Origin of the sequence: Streptomyces tailanensis (genome assembly GCF_008386495.1) — a bacterium.
In the GTDB taxonomy this organism is placed as follows: Bacteria; Actinomycetota; Actinomycetes; order Streptomycetales; family Streptomycetaceae; genus Streptomyces; species Streptomyces tailanensis.
This window is the reverse complement of the sequence record NZ_VTHJ01000026.1, coordinates 25484-43000: the sequence shown is the minus strand read 5'-3', so window position 1 is coordinate 43000 and position 17517 is coordinate 25484. Positions and strand designations below refer to the sequence as shown.

Here is a 17517-nt window from a genome sequence, read left to right as displayed (position 1 = left end):
TCGGGGCACTGTTTCACGTGAAACAGTGCCCCGACCGACATCCGGCACAGACCCCTAGATCTGCGTCACGTCCAACGCCCCCTCCGCGTACTGCCTGCGCAGCACCTTCTTGTCAAACTTGCCTACGCTCGTCTTCGGCACCGACTCGATGATCGTCCAGCGCTCGGGCAGCTGCCACTTGGCGATGCCGCCCTCGTCGGCGAGGAAGGACCGCAGGGCGGCGAATTCGGTCGTGGCGCCCTCCTTCAACACGACGGTGGCGAGCGGGCGTTCGCCCCACTTCTCGTCCGGTACGGCGACGACGGCGGCCTCGGCTACATCCGGGTGGGCCATGAGGGCGTTCTCCAGCTCGACGGAGGAGATCCACTCACCGCCGGACTTGATGACGTCCTTGGCGCGGTCGGTGAGGGTCAGGAAGCCGTCGGGGCTGATCGTGCCGACGTCGCCCGTCTTCAGCCAGCCGTCCTCGCTGAACTTGTCGTCGGGGCGGGTGGGTTCGGCGCCCTGGCCGCCGTAGTACGCGCCCGCGATCCACGGTCCGCGCACCTCCAGCTCACCGGCGGACTCGCCGTCCCAGGGGAGGCGTTCGCCTCCGGGGCCGGTGAGGCGGGCCTCGACGGAGGCGGGGAAACGGCCCTGGGTGAGGCGGTACGCGAACTCCACGTCCGAGCCGGCCTCCACATGGGCCGGTGGCCGGGCGATCGTGCCGAGCGGGGAGGTCTCCGTCATGCCCCAGGCGTGGCAGACGCGCATGCCCAGCTTGTCGAAGGCCTGCATCAGCGCGGGCGGACAGGCCGAGCCGCCGATGGTGACCTGGGTGAGCGAGCTGACGTCACGCGGGCGGGCGTTCAGCTCGGCGAGCAGCCCCTGCCAGATGGTGGGAACGGCGGCGGCGTGCGTCGGCTTCTGCGTCTCGATCATCTCGGCGAGCGGGCCGGGCTGCAGGAACCGGTCCGGCATCAGCATGTTGACGCCGGTCATGAAGGTCGCGTGCGGCACACCCCAGGCGTTGACGTGGAACTGCGGGACGACGACGAGGGAAAGGTCCTCGTCCGTCAGGCCCATGGACTGGGCCATGTTGATCTGCATGGAGTGCAGGTAGATCGAGCGGTGGGAGTAGACGACGCCCTTGGGGTCGCCGGTGGTGCCGGAGGTGTAGCACATGGCGGCGGCGGTGCGTTCGTCCAGCTCGGGCCAGTCGTACGTGGTCGGCTTGCCGGCGATCAGGTCCTCGTACTCGTGCACCTGGACGCTCGCCCCGGCGAGCAGCGAGCGGTCGCCGGGCCCGGCGACGACGACGTGCTCGACCGGCTTGAGGTGCGGCAGGAGCGGCGCGAGGAGGGGAAGCAGCGAACCGTTGGCGATGATCACCCGGTCGGCGGCGTGGTTGACGATCCAGGCGAGTTGCTCGGGGGGCAGGCGCAGGTTGAGGGTGTGGAGGACGGCTCCCATGGAGGGGATCGCGAAGTATGCCTCGACATGCTCCGAGTTGTTCCACATGAGCGTCGCGACCCGTTCGTCGCCGTCGACCCCGAGGTCCTCGCGCAGGGCGTGGGCCAGCTGCGCGGTACGGGCGCCGATCTCGGCGTAGGAGCGGCGCTCGGGTTCCCCCTCGCCGGTCCAGGTGATCACCTGCGACGTCCCGTGGATGACCGACCCGTGGGTCAGGATCCTGGAGATCAACAGCGGTACGTCCTGCATGGTGCTCAGCACGGCGTCCTCCCGGGGCGACTTTGCCTACGCGGTGGTAACAGTTGTGCTGATTCTGCGCACATACCGATCAGTATGTCACTAGAACGGGGTGATCGATCAGAAGGAGAGTCACTCGAAGGGGACCGAAGGGGACTTGATCGAAAGCGGCTTGATCGGAGAAGTCCTCGGTCACAGAAACCCTCGGTCAGAGAAGCCGTCGGCCAGAGAGGCCCTCGGTCGAACGGGACGCCGGTGTCATCGCACGGGCTCCAACTCCGGGTCCTCGCGCAGCTTGCCCAGCGCGCGCGACACCGCCGACTTCACCGTGCCGACCGAGACGCCGAGCACCTCGGCCGTCTGCACCTCGCTGAGGTCCTCGTAGTACCGGAGGACCACCATCGCCCGCTGTCGCGCCGGCAGCTTCATGATCGCCCGCCACATCGCGTCGTGCAGCGCCTGCTGCTCGGCCGGGTCCCCGGCCTGGACGCCCTCCGGTTCCGGCAGCTCGTCGCACGCGAACTCGTCCACCTTGCGCTTGCGCCACTGCGACGTACGCGTGTTCAGCAGCGCGCGCCGCACGTAACCGTCGAGCGCCCGGTGGTCCTCGATGCGCTCCCAGGCGACGTACGTCTTGGCCAGTGCGGTCTGCAGCAGGTCCTCGGCGTCGCTCGGGTTCGCGGTCAGCGACCGGGCTGTCCGCAGCAGCACCGGCTGGCGTGCCTTCACGTACGCCGAGAACGACGGGTACGCGGCGTTCAACGACGGGTAAGCGGCGTTCGAAGCGCTGGTGCAGACGGGTGTGGTCATGGCTCCACGCTAGGAGCGGGCCCCGCCCCGGCGGATCGGCCGCAGGTCCCTAAGACGACTCCCCCTCAGGTTGTAGGAGTGGGGCAGACCCCACCTCCTGAAGGTGGATGAGCGGCCCCCAGGTACTGAGGGTGTATCCCTGAGAGACACCTGCGCAGGGTGTACGGCGCGCGGTGCAGGCGTACGGCGCGCTGTCCGGCGTACGGGCCGGGACGACCTCACCCACCCACCCCCAGCACCAACCCCGAGGTCGGCACCCCCGTACCCGCCGTGACCAACACCCGCTCCGCCCCCGCGACCTGGTTCACGGACGTCCCCCGCAGCTGCCGTACCGCCTCCGCGATGCCGTTCATCCCGTGCAGATACGCCTCCCCGAGCTGCCCGCCGTGCGTGTTGAGCGGCAGCCGTTCCTCCGCCACGAAGTCCGCCGCCTCGCCCGGCCCGCAGAAGCCGAACTCCTCCAGCTGCATCAGCACGAACGGTGTGAAGTGGTCGTACAGGATCCCCACGTCGATGTCGCCGGGGGTGAGCCCCGAGGTCCGCCACAGCTGCCGCGCGACCACGCCCATCTCCGGCAGCGCCGCCAGATCCCGGGTGTAGAAGCTCGTCATCTGTTCCTGCGCCCGGCCGGCGCCCTGGGCGGCCGCCACGACCACGGCCGGCGGCTTCGGCAGGTCCCGCGCCCGTTCGACGGACGTCACGACGAGCGCCTGACCGCCGTCCGTCTCCTGGCAGCAGTCCAGCAGCCGCAGCGGCTCGACGATCCACCGCGAGGCCGCGTGCTCGGCGAGGGTGATGGGGCGGCCGTGGAAGTACGCCGCCGGGTTCGCGGCCGCGTACTTCCGGTCCACCACGGCCACGTGCCCGAACGCCTCCGGGGTCAGCCCGTACGTGTGGAGGTAGCGCTGGGCCGCCATGGCCACCCAGGACGCGGGCGTGAGCAGCCCGAACGGCAGCGTCCAGCCGAGCGCCACGCCCTCCGCCGACGGCTCCCGATGCCGCACCCCCGCGCCGAACCGCCGCCCCGACCGCTCGTTGAACGCCCGGTAGCAGACCACGACCTCCGCGACGCCCGTCGCCACGGCCATCGCCGCCTGCTGCACGGTCGCGCACGCGGCCCCGCCGCCGTAGTGGACCCGGGAGAAGAACGACAGCTCGCCGATACCGGCCGCCTGCGCGACCGTGACCTCCGGGCTCGTGTCCATCGTGAACGTCACCATCCCGTCCACGTCCGCGGGCCGCAGCCCCGCATCGTCGAGCGCGGCCCGCACCGCCTCCACGGCCAGCCGCAGCTCGCTGCGCCCCGAGTCCTTGGAGAAGTCGGTGGCCCCGATCCCGACGACGGCGGCCCTACCGCCGAGCCGGTCCTTCGTCCGGAGGCTCATTCGACTTCCCCCATCGGCAGCGTGACCGTGACCGTGCCGGTCACATGTCGGCCGATTCCGTTGTCACCGATGACCTTCACGACGACCGTGCCCCCGTCGACCGTCTCGGCCGTGCCCGTCAACACCATGGTGTCGCCGGGGTAGTTGGGCGCGCCAAGCCGGATAGCGACCTTCCGGAGGACGGCGCTCGGCCCGAAGTGGTCCGTCACATACCGTCCGACCAGCCCGTTCGTCGTCAGGATGTTCATGAAGACGTCGGGCGAGCCGCGATGCCGGGCCAGTTCAGGATCGTGGTGCACGTCCTGATAGTCGCGCGAGGCGATGGCCCCGGCGACGACGAGGGTGCGGGTGATCTCGATCTCCAGCGGCGGCAGCACATCACCGGCCCTCATGCCACGACCTCGTCCACGACCTCTTCCACCACTTCCGCCACGTCTTCCGCCCGAAAGACCGGGAGCACCAACTCCGCGTCGTACCGGATGAATTCGAGCCGTACGGCCATCCCGATCCGCACCTTGTCGTACGGCACCCCGACGACGTCGCTGACGATCCGCACCCCTTCCGCGAGCTCGACGAGCCCGACGGCGTACGGCGGTTCGAAGGCGGGGAAGGGCGGATGATGCATGACGACGTACGAGTGCACGACGCCTTCCCCGCTCGCCCGGACGGTGTCCCACTCGGGCGAACCGCACGCGTGGCACCCCGGCAGCCAGGGGAAGCGGAGGGTGGCGCAGTCGGCACAGCGCTGGATGAGGAGCTCGTGCCGCTCGACGCCCTCCCAGAACCCGGCGTTGTCGCGGTTGACGACGGGGCGGGGCCGTTGGGGCTTCGGTTCGGTCTTCTTGGTGGTGGCGGGCGCGTACTTGAAGATCCGGAAGCGATGGGTGCCGACGATTTCGCCTTCGTCACCGACCCGCACATCCATGCGAGTCGTCACGAAGTACCCGGTGCCGAGCTTGGTCGTCTTCCGCTCCGACACCGACTCGATGACCGAATCGAACGTGATCTCGTCCCCCGGCCGCAGCTCCCGCAGATACTCCTGCTCGCAGTCGGTGGCGACCACGGAGGTGCAGCCGGCGTCGTCGAGCAGGGAGAGGAGTTCCTCGTACACGGGTGAACGCGCCGTCGCGTGCCCGCTCAGCCCGCCCATCGTCCACACCTGGAGCATGGTGGGCGGGGCGATGGCGTCCGGTCCGGTGTAGGCGGGGTTGGTATCCCCCAGGGCCTCGCACCAGTGCCGGATCATGGGCGCGTTGACGGGATCCTTGCCGTGACCTCCGAGGACGGCCGCGCGCCCCTCGTAGGCCTTGAGCCGTACGGACAGGTCCTCGACCACCACGCCGGCCGCCTCCAAAGAATCTGACTGTCCGTCAGATTGAAGGAAGAGTCACCGCCGGTGTCAAGACCCACCGAGAAAACCCTGGGGCCGCACCCCGAACCCCCTTCCCTTTATCGAACACCCGTACGAAAATAGAGCCATGGCCACCATGGACCGGCAGGCCACCACCCTGGCCCTGGCGCACGCCCTCTCCGCCGCCGAACGCGGGCTGGCGGTGATCCCTCTGTCCCGATCGAAACTCCCGGCCCTGCGCTCCCCCCACCACGACGCCCCGTCCCCCTCCCCGTGCCGCGGCGAGTGCGGCCGCTTCGGCCACGGCGTGTACGACGCCTCAACCGACCCCCACCGCGTCCGCGGACTCTTCGCCGCCGCCCCCTGGGCCACGGGCTACGGCATCGCCTGCGGCCTCCACCCCCACCATCTGATCGGCATCGACCTCGACACCAAGTCCGGTACGGACTCCTCGACGGCCCTGCGCGAACTGGCCCTGCGCCACCTCTTCACGATCCCGGAAACGGTCGTCGTACTGACACCCAGCGGCGGCCGCCACCTCTGGCTCACCGGCCCGCCCGACGTCGTGGTCCCCAACTCCGCGAGCCGTCTGGCCCCCGGCATCGACATCCGCGGCGCCGGCGGCTACCTCGTCGGCCCCGGTTCCCGCACGGACCACGGCGTCTACGGCACCGCTCCCGGCACGGCCCACCTGCCGCTGGCCCCTTGCCCACCGGAACTGCTCCGCCTACTCCTCCCCCCGCCGCGCTCCACGCCCCCTCGGCCGACCGGCGGAGGGGGCGGCCATGGCCACGGCCTGATCCACTTCGTCCTCACCGCCCACGAAGGCCAACGCAACACCCGGCTCTTCTGGGCCGCCTGCCGCGCCTACGAGAACGGCCTCGGCCTCGACCTGACCGACGCGCTCGTCGACGCGGCCGTACGCACGGGGCTCACAGAACGGGAGGCCCGCTCGACGGTGGCATCGGCGGCGCGGATGTCGGGGCGGCGGGGGTGAGTTCCGAGGGAGTAACTCTCAAGAGTGGCGTACCGGCGTACGGCCTTCCCTCACGGCCCAGTTGATGAAGTATCGCGGCGTCAACGGACAGACCGTCGGGAGGGGAAATGGTGGACCCGGAGAAGGAATTCCGCCGGCAGATGCTCGCCGAGGCCCACGCGGAGCGGGACCGTCTGCTGCCGCTGCGCACGGAGGCGACACAGACGACCATCGAACTGATGAGGGTGAGCACGGGCCGAACCGACGAACCCGACCTCGTCCCCTACCTGAACCTGACCTACCTGCTCACCATCAAACGCGCCTACGGCGACGACAAGTTACTGGCCTTCGCCCTGTCCCTCGCCAACTGGGCCGTGGCGTCCATCGACGAACTCGCGAAGCTCACCGGCGCGAGCGCGCAGCAGATCATCGACAAGTACGAGACGGAGATCATGGCGGCCCGGGAGGCCGCGGACGAAGAGCCGGCCTGACGTCGAAGGCCCGCCGCGGAAGGGGTGTCCCTCAGCGGAAGACACCGCGGGAGACACCCCTTCCCACGTCACAACCTCACGACTGAGGCGGAGCCTCACGCCCCCCTTGGCCTTGTCCGGTCTCATCCGTACCGAACTGCTGCTTGAGCGTCTCTGATCGGCTTGGGTTTCCTGGGTCGTCCTGGGTGATCCGGGGCGACATCGGGCGGTGGGCTCGCGGTGGTGCTCGGCGGGGGTTGGAGTCCCGTCGGGTGTGAGCCGGTTTCCGGCCGCGAGGTGCGGCCGGTGCCGGTCGTGTTCGGTTCCTGCTGCTGTTCACGTCGCCGGCTGCGACGCTTCTGGCGCGGTGGAGGCCGCCCTGCCGGACGCTTTCCGTGCCGGTGTGGACCCGGACGGGGCAGGGATCCCGCGTCGCTTCCCGGGCGCGGGGTGTTGTGTTGCGGGAGCGGTGTTTCCGGTCCCTGAAAGCACCGCCGGTATGGAGACTTGGCGACCTGCGAACCAACCTGACGCCGACCGCCCCGCCCGCCACCCCGATCCCGACGCACCACTCGAATCGGTCACGCCCTGCACACCTGTGCGATCAGCTGGTGCGCGGAGAACCCAGGCATAGCCAGGAGCCTCAGGCCAATCCATCAACTGTTAAACACCCTGTCCTGAGCGGTGTCGACGTGACCGCTGTACTTACCCTGCGTCTTCTCGTCGACGAAGTCACCGGCCCGGTCGACGCCCTTCCCGGCCTGCTCCTCGTGGCCCTTCAGCATCTGCTTGAGCTTGTCCATCACAGACATCGCGGCTCCTTCCGCAGTCAGCCGTCCCCTCCAGAATCAGCGCCGCCCGCACACCCCGCATCCCGCATCCCGCATCCCGCATCCCGGGCCACTGGAGAGGCCACCCGGCGCTTACCTCAGAGGTAATCGCGGGCGCAGCCGAGCGTGGCTACCTTCAATCGCCGTACAAGCCCCCTACCGGCCCATATCGGCGCAGACGAAGGAGTCGAACATGCCCGCATACGGCTTCGCACACTTACGTGACCGCCGCCATCACCCCGACATCCTCTCGAATACCTGGAACGGATCCAGGCCACCCTCGACCCGTTCCTCGGCCGCTTCCTGATCCACGGCCCACCCACCGATGTGTTCAAGGGAACCTGGCCGGGCAGCATGGTGCTGATCGAGTTTCCCGACCTCCCCACGGCCCGCGCCTGGTACGCGTCCCCCGCCTACCAGGAGATCCTGCGCCTGCGAACCGACCACATCGCCGGGGACGTCGTACTGGCCGAGGGCGTAGGCCCCGAATACGACCCCACCGAGCGCGCGGCGAAGCTCCGAGCGTGGAACGCGTGATCAGGCAGGAACCTGGGCGACTCAGCCGAGCAACACCTCTGTTCCCCCGGCCCGGCCCGTCGGCCTGTCCATGCCCATGAGGCCCCGACCAGCACAACGGCTCCCTACCGATCTCTCGGTCGGGAGCCGTTCAGTTGGCGGTGGGTGTGGGATTTGAACCCACGGTGACATCGCTGCCATGTCTAGTCCCAGGTGATGCCCGACGTTCTGGTCCCAGGTGATGTTTGACGGTGGGCCTAGACAACATCGGAAACTTCACGGGGCTTGTTCGCCTTCACGTGGCGGACGGGGATGTCGGTGGTGCGTTGGATGACGCGGACCTGGCTGTCCAGCTCGACCGTGATCGTCGACTCCGCCACGTGCACGGTCACGGTCTGGCCTGCGTAGGGACGGCCGAGGGAGACGACCTGCCGGCAGACCATGACCGTGCCCGTCGCGCTGACTCGCCGCTGGACACGGACCGGCTCGACACGCGGCCGTGGCGGTGGGCCCGCGGGCCGTAGGCCGCGCAGACGCCGGACCTCGTCGGGACTGAGCGGGTTGGGCCGCACCCGCAGCAGCTCCCGCGAGGACGGATCGAAGAACGACAGCGTCTCGTCGTCGATCCGGATGCCCACCTGGCGACCGCCCAGGATCTCCGCCGCCAGCACCTGACGCCCGGCCAGGCCCACCAGCCCACTGTTGTTCACGGCCCGGTCCACCTCGAACACGGCCGCCCCGTCACCAGCCGGAAGCGGTGCCGGTCCGGCCGCACGCCCGCCGCGAGCCGCCAGCTGCGCGAGATCCGTCACCGACAGGTGTGAACGCACGCTCTTGATCCGCGTCCCGGCGACCAGGAGATGGATCACCGACGTGTCGGCCCAGAACGTCACCGTCAGCCCTGCACGGGCCGGACCGAGCCAGAACTGCTTACCCGCGACCTGCAGATTCCCACTCGCAGGGACCACCCGCTCGAACTCCACCGGCCCACCGGGCTCCACCGGCACCGTCTCCGGCGGATCCGCAGGACCCTCGGGCACGACATCGGCAGGATCTGCAGTCACGGGCGCCGTCCGCTGCTGCGGCACCAGTGCCAGCACCCCGGGCACCCTCACCCCCAGCACATCCCGCTCCGACTCGGGAACCGGCGTGAACCGATCGCCCGGCGACTGCATCTCCAGCGCCTGATGCGGCCGGACGGAGTTGTACTCCTCCACCCACACATCCAGCGCCGCCTGGGCCGCCCCGATGCTCTCGAACGCACCGCAGTCGTCGAGGAGTTCACGCCGCAGCGTCTGATGGAACCGCTCCACCTTGCCCGTCGTGGTCGGCGACGCCGGCTGGGTGAGCCGGTGCGCGATCCCGTTCTCCCGGCAGATCCGGTCGAACAACACCTCACCGCCATGCCCGAACCGGTCGGTGAACTGCTTGCCGTTGTCCGTCAGCACCTCCTCCGGTACCCCGAACATCTGCAAAGCCTGCGCGAACGCCGAGCACACCGCCCGTCCGGTCGCCCGCTCGACCACCGACGCGATCACGCAGTACCGGGAATGATCGTCCACACCGGTCACGATCTTTGCCTCGGTCAGCTCTCCGGTGAGCGGGTCGACCAGCATCACCCCGCCGACGATGTCCATCTGCCACAGCTGCATCGGCCGGTCCCGCTGCCAGCGCTTGTAATCCGACCGCTTCCGCCGCCGCACCCCCGGCTCCACCAGCCCGTGACGCACCAGGATCCGATACACCGTCATCCGCGACGGCACCGGACTCACCGCCCCGGACCGCTCCAGGACATGAGCGATCCGCCGCGGCCCCACCGCGGATGCTGACGCCGCAGCTCACACACCGCCGCCTCCACCTCGGCAGACGCCTGATGCGGACACGACGCCGGCCTACGCGACCGGTCCGCCAACCCCGCCAGACCAGCGGCGGCATACCGCGACTTCCACCCACTGACCGTCTGCCGCGACACACCAACCCGAGCGGCGACCTCCGTCACCGTCGCACCCGCCAGCACCGCCAGAACAGCCCGGTATCTCTGCTCGACAACCGACAACTCCACCAGAGCCAATCCCGGCCTCCTGCCACACGCCGCAACGACGTGCACAGCAAAGCCGATCACGGCCACCGTCAACCATCAGCTGGGATCGAAGTGTCAAGCATCTCCCGGGACCGGACAAAAGCGCCTCACCCCAGCGGGATAGAACTTTCCCTACTTCATCAAGTGCCCGCGCACAGCGCGGGCGCGCGCCGCCTCTGCGGCGCGGCCTGCCTCCTGTCTGCGCCCCGGCTGGCCGCGCCCGGCGGCGCGCTCAGCGGCTGCGGGCACGAGTGGGAGAAACCCTCTTTGGCTGGGGCGGTCGGCTCCACGGCTTTAGGCAGCCACTTTGGGGCGAGCCTCTAAGATCATGGCCCCAACGTCGTGCTTTACGGGCAGGTCCACTGACTGCCCGACTCGCCATGAGCTTACGGGGCCATAATCACTCGCCCCAAAGCAGCTCCAGCCCAAAGCCGCTCCGCCGACCTGGCATTTTCCCGCTAGGTTGCTCCTCGTGACTGCATCGAAGCCCTCCATATGGAGACGGATCACTACAGCGCTCGGTCTCACCTATGCCCCAGGCGGGGAACCTCGCCCCGGAGGACCCAAGATCTCGAGATTCGGCCGTTTCGTCTCGCCACGCCTAGATCAAGAGCTCAAGGACTTGCAGAACCGAGTTGCAGAGCTTGAGCGGCAGTCCGGCCGCCAGGACCCTAGTGCCCGCGGGCCGCAAGATGCCCCGGATCGCTGAGCCGAGGGTTCTCGTGCCCTTGCCGTGCCCGATCGACCGGTAACTGACGGGGAACCACGGTGGTTGACGGGCGGCGCACATGAGAATGGCCCCTGACCGATTTGCCTGGTCAGGGGCCATTCACCCGCGGTGGGTGTGGGATTTGAACCCACGGTGACATCGCTGCCACGACGGTTTTCAAGAGCGTCGCAGAATCAGGAGCGAAACCCCTCCTGACCAGCACGGGAGCGCCGGTTCGGCTCCAATTTCGCAACGCTGGCCCACACATGGCCCACGCGCTCACCTGAACACACGGACTGAGGCTCCGGCCGCTCGCAAGGCGGTCGGTCGGGATGCCAGGCACACGGCGCGCTCCTCCGCCAGTCGGCGGCCTCGCTGTCAAGGTTCGCCACGCCCACCAGGCCCGCCGCACGCCACACCTGTCCGCCGGTCGGTAATTCGCTTGCCCTGGGCCCCGATGAATGAAATCCTGCAAGGCTTTGCCGATTCGCCCGAAGGATGGTGCATGAACGACACTCGCATTACTGACTGGCACCTCGGCCACATACTGCGGGACGCCGCCAGCGGGAAGGTAACAACATGGGATATGGGTGGGGAGCCTGTAGACCCGGGCCTCGTTGACGAGCACCAGAAGCACGCGAACTTCCTCTTGGCCCTGCTAACGGACTCTCCCTATGCAGCACTGGAGAAGTGCTACGACGAATTCAAGCACGCCATGGCAGCCCTCCGAAGTCCAGACTCCAAGAGCGGCACTCTCCCCCGACAAGTGAGGGAGACCCGCTCTCGCCTGGACAACCTACTGTCAGCGCTGCGCGCGTTCACTGACCGCACTGCTCACGACCTCAAAGAAAGGTATGGCGAAAACTCCGACCCCGTCAGCACGTTCAAGGAATCCCTTTCCTGCGAGTACGACAACGAGTTCGCTTATCGCTTCATGTACAAGCTGAGGAACTACAGTCAGCACTGCGGCCAGCCTGACCTCTCAGCCAAGGCACAGGGCGGCCGGACAGAAAACGGAGAGGTAGTCAGAACGGTGTCAGTAACGTTTGATCCTGTCGTTCTCTTGAGTCGCTTCAATAAATGGGGAGCGCATGTGAAGGGAGAATTGCAGGCAATGGGGGGTGAGTTTGAGGCAGAGCCCATCGTAGACAGCCTGATGGCCTCATGCGGCAGGGCCTACAGCAAGACCCTTTTGACACAGGAAGGGCATATACAAGCGGCATCAACATTCATCCACGGACACAACAGAGCCCCCCATGGAAAGGCCGCAGTACCGTGCTTCTTTGGACTGAACCGGGAGGAATGGATTTCCAACGGCCGGCGGAACACAACTGTTCTCGTCGTCAGGATCGATCTAGCCATCCTCGCCGACAGCGCTCTCGCCGCCGCTAAGGAGGTTACAACGGAAAGCACGGAGGGCGAGTAAAGGCAGAGCTAAGGAGACCCCAATCCAGCCCGCTCGGGGGGTTCCGGAATGATTCGGCTCGTAAAGCCGCTGCTTCTCAGCCGCTCGTACGCCGCCACAATATCGCTGGGAACCTCCTGCTCCATCATAAATCCTTGCCGCGGGTAGACTACGAGCCGCTGCTGGGCGCCCACGAGCATATCGATGACGAGGCGCGCGTTCCCAATCGAATCGACGTACTCAGGGAGCGTCATAGGGGTGGACGCACTAACCCATTCGATCTCGGGCCAGATCTTTCGGGCCGTCGCATACGCGCGCCGTTCCTCGTACGGCTTGCTGACGAGCAGGGCGGACGAGACGGGGACGTGCCGTTCTTCGAGCAAGGCCCGCGAGAAGCGGATGTTCTCGCCCGTGTTCTGGGCCCTCGACTCAACGAGGATGGCGCTCGCAGGGACTCCCAGCTCCACTGCGCGATCCCGGTAGTGCTCGGCTTCGCCACGAGGCATCCGGTCGCGGGTGGTCCGACTGGTCGCTCCGGTGAAGAGGACGACCGGCGCCATGCCCCGGTGGAAGAGATCCGCGGTGGCGTCGGCCACCCCGAGGTCATGGCTGCCGAGTCCGACGGCCACCGAGCATGGGCGCGGCTCATGGCCCATCTGCTGGAAGTCCCAGAGCCGCTGTGCGTCCGCCCACGCCTGAGCCGAGATCACTTGCTCTCGCCCTCCGTTGCTGCCGAGTCGGGAACCTTGAAGTCGTACGACCACGCGAAGCGCGACGCCGCGTGGACTCCGACGGCGAACTCTACGACCGTCCCGTCCGCTGTGTACGTGGTGCGGTGCAGTTCGACCACCCACTCACCCGGCGAGAGCTGGAGTAGCTGAGCCTCTTCGGCGGTGGGCACGCGCGCGAACAGTTCCTCGCGCATGTGGTCGATCTCGTACCCGGCGTCATAGAGGACACGGAAGCCGCCGCCACGGCCGGCGGGGCCCGGCGTGGGGTCGACAATGCGCGTGCCTTCCACATGCTCAGGGCGGTAGTAGCTGGTCAGTGTGTGGGTGGGTTGGGTGCCCTCCTTCACGAGCCGGGCGCGCGCGTAGACGTCCGCGCCCTCGGGGAGCCCGTGGGCTTCGGCCACGGCCGCCGGCGCTTTCACCCGGCTCACGTTCTGAGTCTGCTCGTTCCGGCTGTACGTGCGGCCCGACGCCACGCGGTCCGCGATGAAGGCGACTTCGTCGCCGTCCCGCCACTTCGCCTTGTCGTACCGGGCGATACCAAGCCGCTTGAGCGGCGACTTCGGGCGTACGACGGTGCCGTGACCGCGAGTCATGGTCACCAGGCCCTCAGCTTCGAGTGCCTTATACGCCCGGTGGACCGTCTCCTTTGAACCTTCGCCCGCCTCCACAAGCTCCCGGATCTGCGGAAGCTGCTGGCCAGGCTCGTACTCGCCGTTCCTGATCTGCTCGCCGAAGCGGTCGGCCAGGTCCCGCCACTTCGGTGTTTTGGGTGCCACGCAGAACTCCTCTCGACATGTCCAAGTGAAGCACACAGTCCTAGGACTGTTGACAGTCCTAGGACTGCGGTGCATTCTCTTCTCAGGTCGCTCGCAGTCCTAGGACAGCGAGTCGAAGGGGTCTTCTTTGGGCTTCCTTCGGTGCCTTGTCGGTTCGGGATTGCTCGTGCAGTTGGGGCCCTGAGCTGGTCGTTCTTTGAGAACTCAACAGGGAGTCAAGTTCGACGGGGCCTGAGTCCCCGTCCCCGTGACGGCCGGGTGAGGACCGTCGACGGCCGCTCGCGGTCGTTCTGCTGGCGCCGAGCAGTGCGAATAGGGCGCCCCGACACCTTCGAGGCTCGGGACCGGACGGCCGTGGCGACGGCGCCGGTGAAGCCCTCGAATTCCCTTCGTCTCCGATCGGAGGTTCTCGTGACCCGCCGAAGACCTTCGGGGCCGCCTCGCTGGACCGGCGCGGCGGCATCCCCAACGCGTCACCTGACTACTTCCGCCGCGCGGCGAATGCGGCGGCCGGTTGCCTCCCTCGCCCGTCCGACCGCGCTTCGCGTGCTGGTCGTACGGGCGGGGCGGAGGGGAGCCGGAGATCCGACTTCAACGGCGCGCGGCCCCGGGTGTCCAGACCCGAGGCCGCTGACGGGCCGTTCAACCCTGTGAGAGGAACACGACCCAATGAAGACCATCGTCACTGTTCAGGACGCTGTTACGGCGTTCGCCAACTTCATGGAGCCGACGGATGCGGAGTTGGACGCGATCGAGCTGGAGTCTCCGCTGATTCTGGCGGAGGTCGACCTGTTGGACGCGCAGATCATCACGTTGGACCGCACGCCGACTGAGCTGGACGCCCGCCGTATCCGCCGGGCCCGCAACCGGGTGCTCGCTGCCCGGCGGGACCTGGTCAACCGCACCGTCGGTGCGAGCCTGCCGGGCGGTGCCGCGTGAGCGCCGCCGACCGGAACCTGACCACCGCGCACGCCGAGGTGAAGGCGGAGATCGCGCGGACCGACACGAAGACCGGTCTTCTGCTGGCGTTCGTCGGCGCGGTGCTCGCCGGCGCGTGGACGGTCGCCCGTGACCTGCCGCTGAACTTCCCCGCCCACGTCGTGGGCGGGGTCGGGATGGTACTGCTGGTCGCGGCGGCGGGTCTGCTGCTGCGGTCGGTGCGCCCCAACATCAAGGGACGCCACGGCTTCCCGCTGTGGGCGACGCTGACCGCTGAAGAGATCGCGGCCACGCTGTCCGAGGACACCCTGAGCGCGGACATCGCGGGTCTGTCCCGGCTGGCGGTCGCCAAGTTCACCGGTCTGCGCCGCGCGGTCGACCTGACGTGCGCGGGCGGCGCGCTGCTCGCCCTCGCGGCTGTGATCGCTGTGGGCGGTGCGCGATGAGCGGGCGGGTGCTGCGGGCGCAGATCAGCGAGCGGTGCTGTGGCACGACGGCCCCGGAGAAGACCGCCGGGCCGTGCTGGCAGTTGTTCGTGGTGATGACCGGGCGGGTGGGTGACTGGCCCGTGTTCACGTGGCCCACGTCCACGCCGGTGCCGACGGTCGAGGAGCGGGCGGCGGCGCTGATCTCGCTCGGCTACCGGCTCGCCGACGGGGGTGAGTGGGAGTGGTGTGAGGACACGACCCCGGCCTACCACCCGCACCCGGTGCGGGTGGTGCTGATGGCTGCGGCCGACATCCGGCCGCTGGACGGGGGTGCCGCATGAAGGGCAAGACCGTTCTTCCCGCCGTCGCGATGACGGCGGTGTCCATGGTCCTCACCCTGGCCGTGGTGCTGATGTGGCTGGGCACGGCGATGCCGTGGCCCGTCGCGCTGGTCGTCGGACTCGGCATCGACGGCGGATGGCTCGCCACCCTCGCCTATGAGCGCCGTCTCGCCGCGCAGGGCGACCACAACCGCGCCGTCACCGCCGTCGGCTGGTCGTTCGGCCTGGTCGCCACCGGCGTCCTGGTCGCCCACGCCCTCACCGCCGACCACTCCACCGGCGCGTGGCTGGCCGTGGCCTGGCTGCCCCTGGCAGCAAAGGCGCTGTGGCTCGTGCATGGCCTGTGGGAGCGGACTGCGCTCACCCCGGTCGCGCTCGGTGCGATCCGGGGTATCCAGCAAGAAGCCCGCGACGAGGCGGCCGTGGCCCGTGCCCGGCTGCGGGCGGAAGCGGCCACCGAGGAGACCCGGCTGACGGCCGTGACGCAGGCCGGGGCCCGCGTCGCACGCGTCCAGGCCAAGACCGCTCAGACCCTCGCGGGGGCGTGGTCGACGCTTGAGGCGGCGCGGGACGGTGAGGACACCGGCAGGGCGCTGACCAGCGTGACGAGTCGCGTCACACCCGGCGTCACACCCACGTGGGAACTGCCCGTGTGGGGGCCGACCGAGCCGGTGTCCGCGCTCGCTCTGGAGACGGGGCCCGCGCTCACCGATGAGGCGCTGGACGTCCTGGTGGACGAGATCCGGCACAGCCAGACGCCCGCCCTGTCCTACCGCGAGATGTCCGCCCGGTTCCGCGCGGCCGGTCACTCCTCCTCCGAGGTCCGTCTACGCGCTGCGTGGAAGCGGGTGGCCGCGTGAGCGCGCCCGCTGCCACACAGGTGAAGTCGTTCAGCTTCGGCGGGGGCGTGCAGTCCACCGCCGCCCTGGTCCTCGCGGCCACGGGTGAGCTGGACTACCGCACGTTCCTCATGGCCAACGTAGGGGACGACTCCGAGCACCCCGGCACCCTCGCCTACCTGCACCAGCACGCCATCCCCTACGCCAAGGCGCACGGCATTGAACTGATCGTGCTGGACCGGGTGATGAAGCGTACGGGTGAGGTCCGCACCCTGTACCAGGACCTCACCCGCGAGGGGTCGCGGTCGTTGAAGATCCCGGTGCGGATGTCGAACGGGGCCCCCGGCACCCGCTCGTGCACGGCCCAGTTCAAAATCAAGGTCGTCGGGGACGAGCTCAAGCGCCGTGGGGCGAGCCAGGAAGCGTCGGCCACGGTCGGGATCGGCATCAGCCTGGATGAGATCCACCGGGCGAACAAACGCCGCTGCGAGCCGCACGAGCACATCGAATACCCGCTCCTTGAACTCGGTATCCGGCGTATCGACTGCGCGCGGATCATCCGTGCGGCCGGTCTGCCGGTGCCGCCGAAGTCGTCGTGCTGGTTCTGCCCCTTCCACCGCCCCGAGACCTGGCACGACATGCGCCGAGACGAACCCGAGCTGTTCGAGCGGGCCTGTCGGCTCGAAGAACTCCTCAACCGCCGCCGTGACGAACTCGGCAAAGACCACGTGTGGCTGACCCGGTTCAACCGGCCGCTACGCGCCGCGATCCCGGACGGCGTGGACACCCTCCCGTTCGACGAATGGGACTCCGGCTGTGACTCCGGCTGGTGCATGACCTGAGCAACCCCCGCAGTCCTTTCCCTCCCCAAGGAGAAACCTCTGATGGGCAACGCCGACATACGCCGCCTTGACCGCGAGATCCAGCGGACCATGAAGAAGCTGGAAGCCGTCCGGCGGGGCGAGTGGTGGCCGCTGACCAGCCGTGAACGCCTGTCGATGACCCGCGCCATGGCCCAGGGCGCCCGCAGCGTCCACAAGGGCCGCAGCACGACCGGCGCCGAGGACCGCATGGACTCCATCGGCTCCGCCGCCGAGATGCGACTGAACGCGGAGCTGGCCGCGCTGCACGGCGAGCGTCAGCGCCTGATCACCGAGGCCGCCCGCGCCAAGGCCGCCAAGAAAAAGTCCGGCTGGTTCTGACCAGCCCCAACCGCTCGCGCCGGGGTGACCGGGACTT

18 protein-coding genes and 1 pseudogene are annotated in these 17517 nt (G+C 68.6%); 10 read left to right on the top strand and 9 right to left on the bottom strand.

Annotation, left to right across the window (positions count from 1 at the left end):
* Positions 1 to 54: 54 nt before the first annotated feature.
* From F3T56_RS21770 to F3T56_RS21750, 5 genes are all read right to left on the bottom strand, one after another.
* Positions 55 to 1713: a long-chain fatty acid--CoA ligase gene (locus F3T56_RS21770; protein ID WP_172639064.1), complete on the bottom strand. Its 1659-nt coding sequence runs from the start codon at positions 1711 to 1713 to the stop codon at positions 55 to 57.
* A 234-nt stretch (positions 1714 to 1947) separates the two neighbouring features.
* The gene (locus F3T56_RS21765) at positions 1948 to 2499 is read right to left on the bottom strand and encodes a SigE family RNA polymerase sigma factor (protein ID WP_149826936.1); all 552 of its coding nucleotides are present in this window, start codon (positions 2497 to 2499) and stop codon (positions 1948 to 1950) included.
* Positions 2500 to 2717: 218 nt separating this feature from the next.
* A complete protein-coding gene (locus F3T56_RS21760; RefSeq protein WP_149826934.1) occupies positions 2718 to 3884 on the bottom strand; it encodes a lipid-transfer protein in 1167 nt (388 codons plus the stop codon).
* Positions 3881 to 4276, bottom strand: a complete 396-nt coding sequence (locus F3T56_RS21755; RefSeq protein ID WP_149826932.1) for a MaoC family dehydratase — start codon at positions 4274 to 4276, stop codon at positions 3881 to 3883. Before F3T56_RS21755 ends, F3T56_RS21760 begins: the two co-directional genes overlap by 4 nt.
* A complete protein-coding gene (locus F3T56_RS21750) occupies positions 4273 to 5223 on the bottom strand; it encodes a bifunctional MaoC family dehydratase N-terminal/OB-fold nucleic acid binding domain-containing protein (RefSeq protein WP_342786968.1) in 951 nt (316 codons plus the stop codon). The genes F3T56_RS21755 and F3T56_RS21750 overlap by 4 nt, the downstream gene beginning before the upstream one ends.
* Before the next feature lie 139 nt (positions 5224 to 5362).
* On the opposite strand from F3T56_RS21750, the gene F3T56_RS21745 reads away from it, so the two are divergent.
* Entirely contained in the window at positions 5363 to 6232 is an 870-nt protein-coding gene (locus F3T56_RS21745; RefSeq protein ID WP_149826930.1) for a bifunctional DNA primase/polymerase, read from the top strand.
* A gap of 107 nt (positions 6233 to 6339) precedes the next feature.
* On the top strand, positions 6340 to 6702 hold the full coding sequence (locus F3T56_RS21740; protein WP_149826928.1) for a hypothetical protein: 363 nt from the start codon (positions 6340 to 6342) through the stop codon (positions 6700 to 6702).
* Between the two features lie 635 nt (positions 6703 to 7337).
* Here F3T56_RS21740 and F3T56_RS21735 read toward each other — a convergent pair.
* Positions 7338 to 7493 (bottom strand): antitoxin, encoded by a 156-nt coding sequence (locus tag F3T56_RS21735; protein WP_149826926.1) that lies wholly within the window; start codon positions 7491 to 7493, stop codon positions 7338 to 7340.
* Between the two features lie 276 nt (positions 7494 to 7769).
* On the opposite strand from F3T56_RS21735, the gene F3T56_RS21730 reads away from it, so the two are divergent.
* Positions 7770 to 8048, top strand: coding sequence for a DUF1330 domain-containing protein (locus tag F3T56_RS21730; protein ID WP_342786970.1), 279 nt, complete (start codon positions 7770 to 7772; stop codon positions 8046 to 8048).
* 236 nt (positions 8049 to 8284) lie between these two features.
* On the opposite strand, the pseudogene F3T56_RS21725 reads toward F3T56_RS21730, so the two are convergent.
* Positions 8285 to 10083, bottom strand: a pseudogene (locus tag F3T56_RS21725) (IS481 family transposase).
* Positions 10084 to 11321: 1238 nt separating this feature from the next.
* Here F3T56_RS21725 and F3T56_RS21720 point away from each other — a divergent pair.
* Positions 11322 to 12242, top strand: coding sequence for a hypothetical protein (locus F3T56_RS21720; protein WP_149826924.1), 921 nt, complete (start codon positions 11322 to 11324; stop codon positions 12240 to 12242).
* 8 nt (positions 12243 to 12250) lie between these two features.
* Here the strand turns inward: F3T56_RS21720 and F3T56_RS21715 are convergent, their stop codons facing one another.
* Positions 12251 to 12931 carry a YdcF family protein gene (locus tag F3T56_RS21715; RefSeq protein ID WP_149826922.1) on the bottom strand — a complete coding sequence of 227 codons (681 nt, stop codon included), beginning with the start codon at positions 12929 to 12931 and terminating at the stop codon, positions 12251 to 12253.
* Positions 12928 to 13731, bottom strand: a complete 804-nt coding sequence (locus F3T56_RS21710; protein WP_149826920.1) for a GntR family transcriptional regulator — start codon at positions 13729 to 13731, stop codon at positions 12928 to 12930. The genes F3T56_RS21715 and F3T56_RS21710 overlap by 4 nt, the downstream gene beginning before the upstream one ends.
* 669 nt (positions 13732 to 14400) lie before the next feature.
* On the opposite strand from F3T56_RS21710, the gene F3T56_RS21705 reads away from it, so the two are divergent.
* Genes F3T56_RS21705 through F3T56_RS21680 form a run of 6 tightly spaced genes read left to right on the top strand, consistent with a single transcriptional unit; the run spans position 14401 to position 17480 of the window.
* Positions 14401 to 14670 carry a DUF6284 family protein gene (locus tag F3T56_RS21705; RefSeq protein ID WP_149826919.1) on the top strand — a complete coding sequence of 90 codons (270 nt, stop codon included), beginning with the start codon at positions 14401 to 14403 and terminating at the stop codon, positions 14668 to 14670.
* Complete coding sequence (locus F3T56_RS21700; protein ID WP_149826917.1) at positions 14667 to 15116, top strand: Pycsar system effector family protein; 450 nt, start codon at positions 14667 to 14669, stop codon at positions 15114 to 15116. Before F3T56_RS21705 ends, F3T56_RS21700 begins: the two co-directional genes overlap by 4 nt.
* Positions 15113 to 15439 (top strand): DUF6303 family protein, encoded by a 327-nt coding sequence (locus F3T56_RS21695; protein WP_149826915.1) that lies wholly within the window; start codon positions 15113 to 15115, stop codon positions 15437 to 15439. The genes F3T56_RS21700 and F3T56_RS21695 overlap by 4 nt, the downstream gene beginning before the upstream one ends.
* Positions 15436 to 16299, top strand: a complete 864-nt coding sequence (locus F3T56_RS21690; RefSeq protein ID WP_149826913.1) for a protein spdB — start codon at positions 15436 to 15438, stop codon at positions 16297 to 16299. Before F3T56_RS21695 ends, F3T56_RS21690 begins: the two co-directional genes overlap by 4 nt.
* Positions 16296 to 17120 carry a phosphoadenosine phosphosulfate reductase gene (locus tag F3T56_RS21685; protein WP_149826912.1) on the top strand — a complete coding sequence of 275 codons (825 nt, stop codon included), beginning with the start codon at positions 16296 to 16298 and terminating at the stop codon, positions 17118 to 17120. The genes F3T56_RS21690 and F3T56_RS21685 overlap by 4 nt, the downstream gene beginning before the upstream one ends.
* A gap of 42 nt (positions 17121 to 17162) precedes the next feature.
* Entirely contained in the window at positions 17163 to 17480 is a 318-nt protein-coding gene (locus F3T56_RS21680; protein ID WP_149826911.1) for a hypothetical protein, read from the top strand.
* Positions 17481 to 17517 lie beyond the last annotated feature (37 nt).